This window comes from Winogradskyella ludwigii (assembly GCF_013403985.1).
In the GTDB taxonomy this organism is placed as follows: domain Bacteria; phylum Bacteroidota; class Bacteroidia; order Flavobacteriales; family Flavobacteriaceae; genus Winogradskyella; species Winogradskyella ludwigii.
This window is the reverse complement of the sequence record NZ_JABFDF010000004.1, coordinates 360,513-376,468: the sequence shown is the minus strand read 5'-3', so window position 1 is coordinate 376,468 and position 15,956 is coordinate 360,513. Positions and strand designations below refer to the sequence as shown.

At 31.7% G+C, this 15,956-nt stretch carries 14 protein-coding genes and 1 other RNA gene; 6 read left to right on the top strand and 9 right to left on the bottom strand.

Features of this window, described 5'->3' with window-relative positions; all coding sequences use genetic code 11:
- The first annotated feature begins 79 nt into the window (after nt 1-79).
- Nucleotides 80-472: a bacillithiol system redox-active protein YtxJ gene (gene ytxJ, locus HM981_RS12135; RefSeq protein ID WP_179339145.1), complete on the top strand. Its 393-nt coding sequence runs from the start codon at nt 80-82 to the stop codon at nt 470-472.
- A 55-nt stretch (nt 473-527) separates the two neighbouring features.
- On the opposite strand, the gene HM981_RS12130 is transcribed toward ytxJ, so the two are convergent.
- Nucleotides 528-1,703 carry a hypothetical protein gene (locus tag HM981_RS12130; protein ID WP_218846424.1) on the bottom strand — a complete coding sequence of 392 codons (1,176 nt, stop codon included), beginning with the start codon at nt 1,701-1,703 and terminating at the stop codon, nt 528-530.
- 215 nt (nt 1,704-1,918) lie between these two features.
- On the opposite strand from HM981_RS12130, the gene HM981_RS12125 reads away from it, so the two are divergent.
- On the top strand, nt 1,919-3,604 hold the full coding sequence (locus tag HM981_RS12125) for an RluA family pseudouridine synthase (protein WP_179339065.1): 1,686 nt from the start codon (nt 1,919-1,921) through the stop codon (nt 3,602-3,604).
- Between the two features lie 125 nt (nt 3,605-3,729).
- Here HM981_RS12125 and fahA read toward each other — a convergent pair whose 3' ends face one another.
- Nucleotides 3,730-5,025 (bottom strand): fumarylacetoacetase, encoded by a 1,296-nt coding sequence (gene fahA / locus HM981_RS12120; RefSeq protein ID WP_179339064.1) that lies wholly within the window; start codon nt 5,023-5,025, stop codon nt 3,730-3,732.
- A 110-nt stretch (nt 5,026-5,135) separates the two neighbouring features.
- Between fahA and HM981_RS12115 the strand changes: the two genes are divergently transcribed.
- Nucleotides 5,136-6,407 carry a serine hydroxymethyltransferase gene (locus HM981_RS12115; RefSeq protein WP_179339063.1) on the top strand — a complete coding sequence of 424 codons (1,272 nt, stop codon included), beginning with the start codon at nt 5,136-5,138 and terminating at the stop codon, nt 6,405-6,407.
- Nucleotides 6,408-6,490: 83 nt separating this feature from the next.
- Here the strand turns inward: HM981_RS12115 and HM981_RS12110 are convergent, their stop codons facing one another.
- From HM981_RS12110 to HM981_RS12085, 6 genes are all read right to left on the bottom strand, one after another.
- Complete coding sequence (locus tag HM981_RS12110) at nt 6,491-7,429, bottom strand: alpha/beta hydrolase (protein ID WP_179339062.1); 939 nt, start codon at nt 7,427-7,429, stop codon at nt 6,491-6,493.
- 3 nt (nt 7,430-7,432) lie between these two features.
- Complete coding sequence (locus tag HM981_RS12105; RefSeq protein ID WP_179339061.1) at nt 7,433-9,010, bottom strand: right-handed parallel beta-helix repeat-containing protein; 1,578 nt, start codon at nt 9,008-9,010, stop codon at nt 7,433-7,435.
- 114 nt (nt 9,011-9,124) lie between these two features.
- Entirely contained in the window at nt 9,125-9,892 is a 768-nt protein-coding gene (locus tag HM981_RS12100) for a peptidase associated/transthyretin-like domain-containing protein (protein WP_179339060.1), read from the bottom strand.
- Between the two features lie 132 nt (nt 9,893-10,024).
- Nucleotides 10,025-10,414 carry an acyl-CoA thioesterase gene (locus HM981_RS12095; RefSeq protein WP_179339059.1) on the bottom strand — a complete coding sequence of 130 codons (390 nt, stop codon included), beginning with the start codon at nt 10,412-10,414 and terminating at the stop codon, nt 10,025-10,027.
- A gap of 25 nt (nt 10,415-10,439) precedes the next feature.
- The gene (locus tag HM981_RS12090) at nt 10,440-11,246 is read right to left on the bottom strand and encodes a carboxypeptidase-like regulatory domain-containing protein (protein WP_179339058.1); all 807 of its coding nucleotides are present in this window, start codon (nt 11,244-11,246) and stop codon (nt 10,440-10,442) included.
- Between the two features lie 90 nt (nt 11,247-11,336).
- Nucleotides 11,337-12,356 (bottom strand): glutaminyl-peptide cyclotransferase, encoded by a 1,020-nt coding sequence (locus tag HM981_RS12085; RefSeq protein WP_179339057.1) that lies wholly within the window; start codon nt 12,354-12,356, stop codon nt 11,337-11,339.
- Nucleotides 12,357-12,444: 88 nt separating this feature from the next.
- Here HM981_RS12085 and ffs point away from each other — a divergent pair.
- The 3 genes from ffs (at nt 12,445) to fsa (ending at nt 14,246) form a co-directional block, all read left to right on the top strand.
- An RNA gene (gene ffs, locus HM981_RS12080) (signal recognition particle sRNA small type) lies at nt 12,445-12,543 on the top strand.
- A gap of 138 nt (nt 12,544-12,681) precedes the next feature.
- Entirely contained in the window at nt 12,682-13,485 is an 804-nt protein-coding gene (locus HM981_RS12075; protein ID WP_179339056.1) for an SDR family oxidoreductase, read from the top strand.
- 107 nt (nt 13,486-13,592) lie between these two features.
- A complete protein-coding gene (fsa, locus tag HM981_RS12070) occupies nt 13,593-14,246 on the top strand; it encodes a fructose-6-phosphate aldolase (protein ID WP_179339055.1) in 654 nt (217 codons plus the stop codon).
- Between the two features lie 18 nt (nt 14,247-14,264).
- On the opposite strand, the gene HM981_RS12065 is transcribed toward fsa, so the two are convergent.
- Entirely contained in the window at nt 14,265-15,725 is a 1,461-nt protein-coding gene (locus HM981_RS12065) for a TlpA family protein disulfide reductase (protein WP_179339054.1), read from the bottom strand.
- Between the last annotated feature and the right edge of the window lie 231 nt (nt 15,726-15,956).

Sequence of the window (15,956 nt, the reverse complement as noted above, 5' to 3'; positions counted from 1 at the left end):
TTGCGACTGATAAAATGACCTAGATCAGATTAATGATATAATCTGTTTTTTTTACTAAGTTTGAAATTACCATAAAAGAATAAATATGTTTAAAAAGTTATTTGGTTCATCAGAGCCTAAAAAAGCTAAAGTAGAAAAGGTATTGCCTTGGCAAGCCTTAAACGATGTGTCTCAATTAGAGGTTATCGCTGAAAAATCTAAAACAAAAACTCAAATTATATTTAAGCATTCTACACGCTGCGGAATTAGTAGTATGGTAATGAAGCAGTTTGTGGCTGATTATGATGTAGATAGTAATGCAGATTTGTATTATTTAGACTTACTGAGCTATAGAGATGTGTCTAATGAAGTTGGTTATAAATTTCAAGTAATGCATCAATCACCTCAACTTTTAGTACTAAATAATGGAGTTGTAGTCGCTAATGCTAGTCATGGTGAAATTAATGAAATCGATTTGTTGAAGTTTCTTTAAATTAATAAAAGGAAAAACCCTCAGGATTAAAATAATACTGAGGGTTTTCTCTTTTTTAGACCTTATAAGAGCCTATAATAGCTTTCAATTTTAGTTTTAAGTCTTCTCCTGTATCAAATATCATTTGTTCATCAGAAGGAAATCCAATTTGTCTTTGTCTTACTAAATTTCTATCATTTTTATTTAAAGCACGTTCATCTCCTTTAAATACACCGAATATGTTTTCGAAAACAAACCCGCTATCTATAGTAAATGTATCTATAGTTTGATTTTTAATTAAATCGGTATAAACAACATCTGCGATAACTTGTGTAGATTTAGTTTGTGTAATTTCAGTAAGTCTTGCTTTGACATTAACTATTTTATCAATCTTTATATCATTTCCAAGGCTATCTTTTCTTACATTTCCTGCACGATCTAATAGGTATTCCCATCCGTCAATGATTTCTTGTTCTCTTAATACCTGACGCTCATTTATACGCTCTGGAGAGACATTAATTTGTTTTAATTGTAATTGCATCGCAAAATCGTAGTTTATAGTCTCTACTGAGTTTGAGTGATAGGTTGTCCAGAATTGATCTAATCCATAGGTGTTAAAATCTAACAAGTCTGCTTCTAATTGCTGAGGTATAATTTGATTGGTCTCATTTACAATTGAAACATTAATATAATCAGTTCCTTTTAAATGAGCCTCAGTCATTAAACTTCTGGTTTCTTCAAAATTAGGATTAATACGTTCTATATAACTAAAGATATCATAAGCTTCACGAGCATTGTATTTGTCTTTAGAATCTAAAAGCGCAATGCCTTCATCTATTAAATAATCTGAAGTTTTGTATCTATAATCTACAATTTCAGAACTATAATCGCTAAACTGTAATTTTAACGTTTTTCCATTTATTTGTAGAGGTAAGACACGTTTAATAGCATTTTGTCTATTATCTAAATCTACATATGTTTCATAAATAGTTTTGTATTGTTCAGGATTTCCATCTTTTTTTAGATGTGAAATATTCTGTAAATCTTCTTCTAAAACTTTATAATATGCATCCTCAAGCATAACAACATAATCTTGTTTGCGATTTTTATCTTTGTTATTTTCAAGTTTTTCTAAAGCTTCAGAAATAGCATGGTCATAATTCCCATGGCTAATTGCGGTTTCAATTTGTTTTTTGGCACTACAAGATACAAGTACCGAAACAAGGACTGTTAAGAGTAAAAATCTTTTCATAATCTTGGGTTTTTATTGGTTATATAACTGCAATTCCAATTATGATGCCAAAGTAAAAAACTTTCGTGACTTCAAGTGATTTTTGAAGTATGAAAAATTCAAATAAGAAGCATTCAATACCTAAAGATTATCAATACCATATTACTAAAATACAATTTCACTTGAACTAACGATTAGGATATATTTTCGTTTCTTTACAAATCAATAAAAAGCCTATGTTTTATAAAGAAAACAATTGTTTTCATCCCATAGAATTTGATTTTTCGGAAACACTTCCGGAACAGTTTACCTATCCCTTTTATTACACGCCACATCCACTTTGCATTAAAGCTGCAGACGATATAAAAGCCTATTTAAATTCTCAAACAGATTTTGAACATAATTTTGGATTAGATAAAGAGAAGCAAGGCATAAAAATTGGAAAAATGTTTGGTGTAATGATTGTTGAAAATGCCGAAAAACAATTAGGATACCTCACCGCATTTTCAGGAAAATTAGCAGAAAGCAATCATTTAAAAGGATTTGTACCGCCAATTTATGATACGTTGAATAAAGATGGATTCTACAAGCAAAATGAAATCTATGTAAATCAATTAACGCTTAAAATTGAAACTTTAGAGCAAAATCCCGAATTAGAAAAAGCTAAAATACATTTAGAACAAACGAAAATCCAAGGTGTTCTTAAGCTCGAAGCGTTTAAAACCAATGCAAAAGCCCAAAAACAAAAGCGAAAACAACGTAGAGTAGAAGCAGAGCAACAACTTTCAGCATCAGAAAAAGTAGCCTTTTTAGAAACCTTAAAACAACAAAGTATTCAGAGTAATATTGATTTAAAATATTTAAAATTGAATTTAGAAGCTGCTATTACCAATGCAGAAAAGGTTCTAAAGGAATTAATACAACCTATTGAAACTTTAAAACTTGAAAGAAAAACGTTATCTGCAAGTTTGCAGAAACGAATTCACGAACAGTATCAATTTTTAAATGCCAATGGTGAAAGCAAAGATTTAATAACTATTTTTAAAGCAACGGATTTAGGAAAACCTCCTGCAGCAGCAGGTGAATGTGCAGCACCTAAATTGTTTCAATATGCTTATGAAAACAATTTGAAACCCATTGCTATGGCAGAATTTTATTGGGGAATTTCGCCAACAAAAGAAGTTAGAAAACACGGACAATTCTACCCATCTTGTCGTAGCAGATGCGAACCTATTTTAGGACACATGATGCAAGGTTTAGATGTAGAACCTAATCCTATAGAATTAGCTGGCGTTTTTAAAGGAGAATTAGAAATTATCTATGAAGACGATTTTTTATTGGTATTAAACAAACCTAACGAGTTTTTATCAGTGCCAGGAAAAACGATAAAAGATTCTGTTTTAACACGAATGCAATCCTATTTGCCAGATGCAACAGGGCCTTTATTATTGCATCGATTAGATATGTCTACTTCAGGTTTGTTATTAGTCGCTAAGAATGAAAGAACCCATAAAAAACTTCAAAAACAATTTATAGAACGAACTATTAAAAAACGCTATGTTGCTGTTTTAGAAGGAGAACTTCAAACTAAAGAAGGAGTAATAGATTTGCCACTTCGTGTAGATTTAAACAACAGACCAAGACAATTAGTTTGTTATGAGCATGGAAAAAAAGCAAAGACAAAGTTTGAAGTTGTAGAGGTATATAATAATAAAACACGAATTCATTTTTATCCAATCTCTGGGCGGACGCATCAGTTAAGAGTGCATGCAGCACATCATAAAGGTTTAAATATGCCAATTGTTGGAGATGATTTGTACGGAACTGTTTCCAATCGATTACATCTTCATGCAGAAACCTTAAGTTTTGAACATCCAGTAAAGAAGGAGTGGGCAAGTTTTAGTTGTGAAGCTCCCTTTTAGTTTTCAATCTTAGAAGAACGTGAAAAGTATAGAGTAATAGAGCTTTATTGATAATGTGTTAAACCAAAAAGAAGATTAAAGTAATTAAACTCTAATCTTCTCTTTAATATTTTTTATCTAATAGTTTATTTCTTCTTTTTCTTAGAATCAAAAACAGGTAATAATTTTGTTTTTACAGAACCAAAACCAATTCGGATATCATCATTTTCACAATACCCTCTCATAATAACAGTATCGTTATCATTAATAAATTTACGTTCTGTTCCGTCTTTTAATTGTAAAGGCTTTGTGCCTTTCCAACTCAATTCTAACATAGAACCATAAGAATCTGGTGTTGGACCAGATATTGTTCCACTTCCCATTACATCACCAGAATTTATAGGGCAACCATTAACCGTATGATGGGCTAATTGCTGCGCCATATTCCAATACATATATTTAAAGTTAGATTTAGCAACTGTAGTTTCTTTAGCACCTTTGGGTTGAATACCAACTTCTAAATTAATATCAAAACTCTTTTTACCTTTAGTTTGAAGGTAATCAAGAGGCTTTGGAGATTGTTTTGGACTTTCAGTTCTAAACGGTTCTAAAGCATCTAAAGTTACAATCCACGGAGACATTGATGATGCAAAACTTTTTCCTAAAAAGGGTCCAAGTGGTACATATTCCCATTTCTGAATATCGCGAGCAGACCAATCATTAAATAATACCAATCCAAAAATATATTCTTCCGTTTCTTCAATAGGAATTGGTTCTCCTAAATCGTTAGCATCAGTAGTAATAAATGCCATTTCAAGCTCAAAGTCTACTAATTTAGAAGGGCCAAAAACAGGTTTGTCAGCACCTTCAGGTAAAGTTTGTCCTTGCGGACGATGAACAGGAATTCCTGAAGGAATAATAGACGAACTACGACCATGATAACCCACTGGCATGTGCACCCAGTTTGGCATTAAAGCATTTTCCGGATCTCTAAACATAGTCCCAACATTAGTAGCATGTTCTTTACTTGCGTAGAAATCTGTATAATCACCAACTTGTATTGGTAATTGCATTTCTATTTCATCTAAACGAAACAAAATAGTTTCTTTATGAGGTACGTTATTTTTTAAAGTATCATTTTCAGCATCAAAAATCTCAGCAATTCTATTTCTAACTAAACGCCACGTTTTTCTACCATCTGCAATAAAATCGTTTAGCGTATCTTGTAAGAAGATATCGTCTGTTAACGGAATACCTTCAAAATAACCTAATTGGTGTAAAGCACCTAGGTCAATAGCAGTATCACCAATTCTGGTTCCGATGGTAATAATGTCGTCTCTGGTTAAGAAAACACCAAAAGGAATGTTCTGAATTGGAAAATCTGAAGTCTTACCGACATGTAACCATGAGGTACGATCTGGATTATTAGCTGATAGTGGCATAGTGTTATTGTTGATTAAATGTTCATTAATTTCATTCAAACCTACATAATTTTTGATATTTAAACTAATGTATTCACTATTTTTGTATTGATTTAACAAACACTTTATTTATGCAACGCGACGAACAAATATTTGAACTTATTAAAGCCGAAAAAGAACGCCAAATTGATGGTATAGAACTTATCGCCTCAGAGAATTTTGTTAGCGACCAGGTCATGGAAGCTGCAGGTTCTGTATTAACAAACAAGTATGCCGAAGGATATCCTGGCAAACGTTATTATGGTGGCTGTGAGATTGTAGATGAAGTAGAACAGATTGCTATTGATCGTGCTAAAACCTTATTTGGTGCGGCTTATGTAAACGTACAACCACATTCTGGAAGTCAGGCAAACACAGCAGCTTTTCATGCTTGTTTAAATCCTGGTGATACTATTTTAGGGTTTGATTTGTCTCATGGTGGACACTTAACTCATGGATCTCCAGTTAACTTTTCTGGTAAATTATACCGTCCTACATTTTATGGTGTAAAGAAAGATACAGGTTATATTGATTACGATATGTTAGCTGACCAAGCTCAAAAAGAAAAACCAAAATTAATTATCGCTGGTGCTTCTGCATATTCTCGTGATATTGATTTTGAAAAGTTTAGAGAAGTAGCAGATAGTGTTGGTGCTGTTTTATTAGCCGATATTTCGCATCCTGCAGGTTTAATCGCTAAAGGAATTCTTAACGATCCAATGCCACATTGCCATGTAGTAACTACAACAACACATAAAACATTACGTGGACCAAGAGGTGGAATGATTATGATGGGCGAAAATATTGAGAACCCATTTGGCATTACTCTAAAGAATGGTAAACTTCGTAAGATGTCTGGTTTATTAGATTCTGCTGTTTTTCCAGGAAATCAAGGTGGACCATTAGAACATATTATTGCGGCTAAAGCGATTGCTTTTGGTGAAGCATTAACCGATGATTTTATGCATTACATGTTACAAGTAAAACATAATGCAGATGCTATGGCAAAAGCTTTTGTAGCTAAAGATTACAATTTAATTTCTGGCGGAACGGATAATCACATGATGTTAATTGATCTTAGAAACAAAAACATCAATGGTAAAGATGCTGAAAACGCTTTAGTAAAAGCAGATATTACAGTGAATAAAAACATGGTGCCTTTTGATACGGAATCTCCTTTTGTAACTTCAGGAGTCAGAATAGGAACTGCAGCAGTAACTACGAGAGGTTTAAAAGAAAGTGATATGCCTTATATCGTAGATTTAGTAGATGAAGTACTTACCAACCATGAAAACGAGACGGTTTTAGCAGGTGTTGCTGAAAAAGTTAATGCCTTAATGGGAGGACGTAAATTATTTAACTAATATAGTATTAACCTAACAGGTATTGGTGACTGAGCGTAGTCGAAGTCAAAACCTGATAGATCTTAGAATAAAAGCCTTTCAATTTAGTTTGAAAGGCTTTTGTTTTCATTCAAAAACTCTAATACACGTTCAAAATACGCATCACTACCAACTTTCCAAACATTAGAATGATTAGCAGAGTCAATTTCAATAAATTCTTTTTTTAGATTTGGAATTTTTGAGAAATTAGCTCTTGCGTATTTTATATTAATACGCTCGTCTTCATTACCATGTACAATTAGTATGGGTTGATTTATGTTTTTACAATATTCAATTGGAGAAGCGTCATTGGGATCAAACTCGGCAATTTTCCCAGTTCTATTAACAAGGTAATTAGAAAAAGGAGCATAGCTAAAACCAACGTGTAAATCGAAATAATCATTTACAATACTTTTAAAATCTGAAAAAGCACTTTCAATAATTCCAAACTCAATTCTTTTATCGTAACCCATAGCTTGCAAACCAATAGCGCCTCCTAAAGATTGTCCCCAAATTCCAAAATGGCTTAAGTTTTCATGTGTAGATAAATAATCAATAAGGGTTTTGATGTCTTTTTTTTCGTTGACACCAAAGGAACAAAAACTACCTTCACTTTTTCCATGAGCTCTGGAATCTAATGCAACGGAGTTAAATCCGTTTTCAGCTAAGAAATTGCTCAAATTTTTAAAATGATCTTTATTAGAGCGAATGCCATGCAATAAAATCACGGTTGCTTTTGCTGAGTCTAAACTAGAATAGGTTAATCGCGCTGATAATTTGAGACTATCAAACGAATTAAAATAAAATTCTTTTTGGTTAAATTTTGATGCATTAGTTGAAGATACATCAAAGCCAACATTTTTATTCCGTTTTATTAAGGTAACAACAGGGTTTCTAATTTCCGAGATAAGTCGAGGTATAAAAAAATGTATAATTAAGAATCCAAGAATTATTAAAACGATTGAACTCCATTTTATGATTTTTATACTTTTCTTATTTCGCATGTATTAATCTTCAGCAAATACAACATTTTGGTAAGCACCAGCATCTGGAGATGTGGTTCTATTTTTGCCTAAGATATCATTAGGAACGATAATAGCAGAAGCTTGAAGCCCAATTCCTATTGCTCCAGAATCTTCACCAATACGCATCAAGTTTTCAAATGGATCTTCAAAATCTGGATCTTCATTAAATACATTGCCTACATAATAATTCTCATCACTAAAATTATAATTTGCTGTGCCCTCAAGATTATCATTATCAAAACGTAATAAGCAGTTGGTGAATTTATAGTTAAACTCACTGGCTTGATTTTCTAATAAAAACTCAGGATTGTCATTACCATATATAATACAGTTGGTGAAGTTAGCAGCGATTAAGTCGTTAGTTTGGTAAGATCCATCTTCTAATTGTACAAAATCGTTTAGAAGTAGAGCAGGGAATTCCCTAAAGCTACTATTCCAATAATTAGCTATTGTACAATGTGTAAAATTATATTTTCCGCCAACCGTTCCTGCAAATGAGGATTGTCCGCTATTATTAATTACTACATTTTCCGCTGTAATTGAAGTCGCTTGTCCTAAAATACCAAAACTACTTGTATTGTAAATTTGAGAATTGGTAATGGTTAATTTATCATTTACTCCATCTTGATTTCCTTCTGATAAGACACCAATAGTTGCATTTTTTATAGTGGCATAATTAATAGAATTATTTTCACTTCCGTTAAAAAGCCAAATAGTTCCCCATTGACCAGGAATATCTTCATAAAGTGGTTCTAAACGATCTCCTTCTAAAATCACTTCGTTTTCTAACGTTTCTTGATCAGTACTTAAAGCGCCATTAATATTTAGTGAACCATTATTGGTTACTATAATTCCTGAATCTGCATGAAAGTGAACACGAGCACCAGCATTCATCGTCAAAGTTTTACCAGCATTAACACCTGCGTAACCGTAAATTACATAAGGTTTTTCGTTGGTAAAGATAAGTTCTGTGTCTGCAAGAAAGCGGCCTTGTAAAGTTGTTTCGTCTGCTATGCCATCGCCATCAACGTCAAAAGTTAAGGTTTCTACAATACCAGTTTCATCATCCTTACTTGGATATATAAAAACGGCATCTTTTACTAAGGTCACTACATCTACGTCTTGTTGGTCGCTACCAGAATCAAAGAGGATTCTATCGGTATATAAAAATTGATTTTCTAAAGCTCCTAACGTTGTAATATCTATAGTCGTTTCAATAAAAATAAATAAACTATCCTTGGCTAATAACTCTACATCTTCAAAGAATTTGCCTTCTTGGTCTCCTTCTAAGCCTGTGGTACCGTCAATATTCATTCTGTAACGAGAATTCACTCCATTTTCAAATTGAATAGTAGGAATTACAATATCATCATCACTGCGATTATAGACTTTAAGGTTGTAAGTACTAGAACCAATATTAGTAAAAACGGTATCTAAATAAATCGTGTCTTTTGCAAAACCGAGATTTCCTGTGCTTGGTGTAAATTCGAAATCGTTACGGCAAGAACTCCAAAAAAGTAAGATTCCGAAACACAATAAAAATGATAGCAATCGCTTCATAAGTGATAAATATAATTAAGGCTTAAAAATATAACTTTTGAAGTTAGGATTTATTATAGTTGAGGAAAAATAAAATGAAGTTTGTCATTCCTACCTTCACAGGAAAATCCGAAGTTAATCCTTAGTTAATGGCTTCTCACCATATTGCTCTAGCAAAATTAAAAAGAGTTGACTATTTATAACCAATTCTTCAAGAAATTGCATCTTGTTTTCGTCCTTAAGTAATTCTGAACTTATATATTTTGCTTCACAATAATCATAAAACAGATGTTCTTTATCTTCTGGGATTTTTAAATTTTCTGTGATTAACTCCTTAGTGAAAAATGAGCTATTCTCAAATAAAGAATCCATTTGGGTATAAGTGATGCGTTGATAAGTAGGTGCTTTATATTTGTTTTTTTTCTTCAAAAGATCAACGACAAGTCCTATAACAGCAAATATATCTACGCCATAGGTTGCGCCTGCAGGTTTGTATTTTTCTGGATGATTTTTTATATCTTCTTGAATTATATTTTTTAATTCAATATTGTAGGTTTCTTCTACAAATACGAGTTCTTCAGGTGCGGTTTTTATTTCAACTTCATCAAGTTCTGTAAGTATCTCTTTGAGTTCGAAAACAGCAACACCATTAAAATGAATATCTTTAAGTATAATCGCTTTTGGGTGATAAAATAAAGACTCAAATAATATAGTATCATTCACTTTAGCATTAATGCTAAAGTTTCCATTTTTATTGGTAGCAGTTAAGCGGTTTTGCGTGTCATTAAAGACTTTTATGTTTTCTATGGTTGTAGTAGAATTATAAACTTTCCCTTTTAAAATCTGGGCATTTAGAGCAAAAGGTAAGCTTAACAAAACGATTAAAATGATGGATTGACGCATGGTTGATTTGATTGATGCGCTAAAGAAAAGGGATTCAAATTAGAATTAACCCAACGTTAAACAAACTTTAACCTAAATAAATGTTAATGCTTTGTTTTTAAGTGTTCTAAAGGCTAACAATGAAGGTGTGGTCTAATTAAATAATTCAGCGATTTCAGGAATAATACGTGTTGGTCGTTGCGTTTTATTATCTATTAAGCACCATTTTGCTTTCGATTTTACAATCAATTTATTGGTTTTAGCATTAATAATTTCTACATGTCTTATTGTTGAAACTGCATCAATTTTAGGTACATAAGTTTTTAGAAGTAATTTGTCTCCCAATAAGGCTTGATTTTTATATTCAATAAAGTGGTTAACCAAAAACCAAGAATAATTGTCTAAAATATCTTTAGTCACGTAAGTGAGCCAATGATCTTTAGCAATATCTTGAACCCATTGCACGTAACGTACATTATTTACATGGTTAAGGTCATCAATATCGTCTTTAGAAACGGTTATGGTTTTTTCGAATACTTGCATTTTTATTTTTTGATGTTTAAAGATATTATTTCTTATGAAATAACCTTTTAATTCCGTAGAAGAATTTACCTAAAATGGTTCTTTTTAGCGCCCCATCTTTAATGGATTTTCGTTTGATAATTCGTTTTGCTTTGTTTTCTTTTCTGAGCTGTTTTTTCCTGCATTTATTAAAATTATTGTTACTATATTTAACGTAACCTGCTACGACATAATTTTCAATACACTCATTATCTTTTAGATCTATATTGATAATGTTATTTGTGTTTAATATAAGTTCTTGGCTAATCATTCCGAAATAGCTAATTTCTATTTTGTCGCTAAGCTTTCCTTTAATAGTGAAATTTCCATCAAAATCTGTTTGTACTTTGCGAGAAGTTCCTTTTAAGGTAATAGATGCTCCTGGTAAAGGTAAACCATCAATTGCGGTTTTTACTGTTCCAAAATATATCTGTTCATTCAATATAGAAGTTGCGACTTTTCCTTTTACCAGCGGTTTTACTATAAGCTCTGTCTTATTAGGTTCTCCTTGAGCAGATATATCTTGATTACTAAAAGCTAAAAAAGCAAATAGGCCAGAGGCAGCCCAAGACAAATAATTGTTTTTGACTTTTCTTGCTAAAACAATATCTCTATTGAGTTGTTGCTTTTTAAAGCGTCCACAGAGATTTCCTATAGATTCTAAAGATTTAATAATCTGCTCGTCAGTTTGTTTAGTGAAGTCAATGACCGTTTTATTACAGGTATTGCAATGACGTCCTTTATCTTTTGGAGTCATTTTGTTCCAATCCTCGTGACAAGGATCTGGAATCTGCACGCTAATTATTTTTCTCATGGTTGGTTTGATTTAATAGATCAAAGAACCAAAAGTTATTCTTATTATAAAATGAACAATGAGTGAAGTATCCTTTTTGGTGAGTAAAGTTTATTGTTTCTTTATTTGAACTTCAAATAATTTATCCCAATTTTTTCCTGTTACAAAAATGGTTTTACGTTCTAGATGATAAGCAATACCATTAAGCACGTCTAGTTGGGCGTGTTGGGTAACTAGTTTTCTTAAAGGTTTAAAGTTAATAACACCTTCAACACCTCCTGTTTTTGGGTTAATTATAGCAACTCCATTTTTCTGGTATATGTTTGCGAAGATTTTACCATCAATCCATTCCAGTTCATTTAGATTAGGGATTTTACCTTTTTCAGTGTAGGCTTCAATGTGTCCTTTTTCATTAAGATTCTCAGGATTTAATTGATAAATTTTATCAGTACCATCAGACTTATAAAGTGTTTTTCCATCATTACAAATTCCCCAACCTTCTTTACTTGTTCCGTAATTGAATGTGCTCAACTTTTCAAAACTATTAACATCGTAAACAAATCCTCTTTTGGCTTGCCAAGTTAATTGATAGATTTTATCGTTTAAAACGGTTAGACCTTCACCAAAATAAGCATCATCTAAATCAATATTCTTTAAAACCTCTCCTGTTTCAAAATTTACTTTTCTAAGTTTAGATTCGCCTCGTTGTCCTGTACTTTCATATAATTCGCCATTATAAAATTCTAAACCTTGGGTATACGATGTGATATCGTGAGGATAGGTATTTATAATTTCGTAAGTATAATAAGAGGGGATACTATTATTAAAGATCTCAATAGGTTTAGATAAGGTTTCCGTTTTATCTCCGATTTTAACTTTTGCTGTTAACACTTTTTTTCCTAAAGTAATTTGATCTAAAACAAAATTGTTGTCTATTGCTTTTCCGTCTAGCTGATAAGTTACCGTTGTAATCTCAATTTTTTCTGGATTATTGATAGATAATTTAAGCGTATCACCAAACATTAAAGATTTTTGACTTGTAGTTATCGTTAAATTTGAACTATTTTTTTCTTCACAATTGTTTAAAAATAGACTTAATGTTAAGAGAATGAAATATTTATAAAAGTGCATAAGCTTGGTTTAATTTATTTGCAAGTTATTAAATAAAAATCAGTTTAAAAATCATTGCGTAAGTATTAAAAGATTGTATCTTTGCACCTGGCAAGTCCTACACAACCAGCTCCTGTTGAATCCTCCAGGGCGGGAACGCAGCAAAGGTAAATGGTCGTAGCGGTGTGATGTAGGTAGCTTGCCTTTTTTTGTACCCTAAACTCAAATCTTGAAAGCCTTGGCTAATCGAGATTTTTTCAGTTTAAAAAACATCTAACCGAAATTGTTTTTTCATTTCTACCAATTTCAGAATTTGTATTTTCGATATTATAATTTATAAAATAGTATGTCTAAAGTTGTATTAATAACAGGTGGCTCTTCTGGAATAGGGAAGTCCGTTGGTGAGTTTCTTCAATCCAAAGGTTTTAAGGTTTATGGCACAAGCAGAAATCCAAAGAATTATCCCGATAGTAAATTTCCAATTGTAGCTTTAGATGTTACTAAAAGTGAAACCATTTCTCAATGTATTGCTGAAGTTTTAGATCACGAATCTAGAATAGATATACTTTTAAATAATGCAGGAGCAGGAATTACAGGACCAATTGAAGAAATTCCTGATGAAGAAATAAAACGCAATTTTGAAACCAATCTCTTTGGCCCAATTAACGTCATTAAAGCAGTTTTACCAACAATGCGTAAGCAAAATTCTGGCTTAATTATTAATGTGACGTCAATTGCCGGTTATATGGGTTTACCATATAGAGGGATTTACAGCGCAAGTAAAGGCGCTCTAGAGTTAATAACTGAAGCCTTCAGAATGGAATTAAAGGGTTTTAATATAAACATGACTAATGTGGCTCCTGGCGATTTTGCAACCAATATTGCCGCTGGTCGTTATCATGCACCAGCTCTAGATACATCTCCATACAGAGAAACTTATGGAGCGACGTTAAGCATGATGGATGAGCATGTCGATGGAGGAAGTGATCCAAAACAAATGGCTGAAGCTATTTTTAAGATCATAGAAACTAAGAATCCTAAAATTCATTACAAGGTTGGCGCCTTTATGCAGAAATTCTCTATTGTTTTAAAACGTATTCTTCCGGATAGTGTTTATGAGCGGTTGTTGATGAATCATTATAAGTTGTAAAAATATTCTGAATAATCATACTTATAAATAAGGCTTTAAGTCGTAAATTTGTGAGAATTCAAAAACTAGATTCTCTTTTATAGAGGAAATAAAAACACATTTTTATTATGAAATTTTTTATTGATACAGCAAACCTAGAGGATATTAAAGATGCTCAAGATATGGGTATTTTAGATGGTGTAACTACAAACCCATCATTAATGGCTAAAGAAGGTATTACTGGAATAGACAATATTATGAAGCATTATGTTGCTATTTGTAATATTGTAGATGGTGATGTTTCTGCGGAAGTAATTTCTACCGATTTTGAGGGTATGGTTAAAGAAGGGGAAGCTTTAGCAGAATTACACGAGCAAATCGTTGTAAAATTACCAATGATTAAAGATGGTATTAAGGCTTGTAAATATTTTTCAGATAGAGGAATTAAAACTAATGTTACTTTAGTGTTTTCTCCTGGTCAGGCATTATTAGCAGCAAAAGCAGGTGCTACTTATGTTTCGCCATTTATTGGTCGTTTGGATGATATTTCTACAGACGGTTTAAACCTAGTTGCAGAGATCAGACATATTTATGATAATTATGCTTTTGAAACTCAAATTTTAGCAGCATCTGTACGTCATACAATGCATGTTATTGATTGTGCTAAATTAGGCGCAGATGTTATGACAGGTCCTTTAAGTTCTATCACAGGATTACTTAGACACCCATTAACAGATAGTGGTTTAGAAAAGTTCTTAGCAGATTATAAGAAAGGAAATTAAATAAATTTCTACAATATATTAAAGAGCATCTTGTTTTACAATAAGATGCTTTTTTTGTAGTAAACCTTCAAGGGTTTCGTTAAACTCAGAATTAAAGATATTGGCATTAGCATGTAAAATGATTCCATGTTCATCTACAATAATACATTTATTTAAGTAGTTTACAGCGAGTGTTTTCCGTGCAGATTTAGAATTCTTAAATTTAAATTCATTAATCGTTGGAAAGTTGTAATTATCAATAATTTTCTTCCAAAATTTATCATTGTTATCGTTTACATTAATTGAAATAAAATCTGTCTGAGGAAAGTTTGATTTCAATTTATCTACCATATAATGGCTATTTCTGTATTGCGATTTAGAATTAGACGACCAGAAATATATTATGGTTGGTTTTGTAATAATTGAATTTATGAAATGTTCTGTGTCGTTATAATTAACAATAGAAATATTAGGTAATGGATTACCTTGACGCAATAATTTTAATGACGATACCAAATCGGTCATGTATGCCTTATCGTCTTCGTTGGTGCTTTTATCTAAGTAATAATCTAGGATTTCGTTAGCTTCATCTTCGGTGTGGTTATAACTAATGTATTCGCGAGCTTTATATTTTAATAAATTATTTTTAATAATTGGGTCAGTGATAATACTATCAATTAAATCTAGTTTAGACTTGTTGTAACCCATAGCATGCCTATTAAACTTACTGTGGTAGGCATTATCTTTATAATAATTATGAATCGCTAAATTATCTATATGAGAAAATAGAAAACGGTTGTATGCAAAGAACCGACTTAAATGTGTGGCATCATAATCAATATCTTTTCGGTGTGCGAAAAAATCTTCAGGTAAATCTTTAATGTGAATTAACTTGTTATTGCCAAAATAAGCAAAAGGATAGATTTCTTTATCTGCATACGTATTGTAATTAATATTTGCTTCGATAATGGATTTAAAAAACTCAGATTCTTCATTCTTAACTAAAAACTTTTGAAAATCTGCCAATTGTTTTTGGCGTCTGTTTTCAACAAAATCGTTAAAGACTTCAGGTTCCATTTTAGAATACTTAACCAATTGTTTTGCCTCTTTTTCGTTAGACAAATACGTTTTAAGGAGGTAATTATTCTTTTTAGCACCTTTTCCTGTAAAGACTAAAGACTCATCAAAATCGTACGTATTTAAACGAAACATAATACTATCACTAGGTTCTAACAATAGCATTTGGTATTCGCCACCATGTGTTAATGAATACAAACCAGGGTTAAGATTATCTATTTTAAAAATAAATCTATTATCATTATCTAGAGTAATAGAGTCCAAAATTTGTCCATTAGTATTATAAAGTACAACACTATTGTTTTTTGGATTTATAATTTCGCCACCAATATAGGTCGCGTCACTAGTATTTCCTCCTTTGAATTGACATCCAAAAACAGTTGACAGCAAAGTAATAGCAAGAACTAAATGTCTAGTGAGCATGTTTTTATTATAAAAATTAGTGAAACAAAAATATATGATGCATTGCGCAACTGTTGTTAATACCGCGTTAAATCTTGAGAAGTGCCTGTATATTTCGTTCAAGTTATAATTACAAACGACCAATAGGATAACTGTAAAACTTCAAGAGACCTTGATTTTGAATTATTGTACACGTCTTATTTTAAATACTTTAAGGTAAAAATGAATTGCAAATTAAAGCGCAAGTTACAT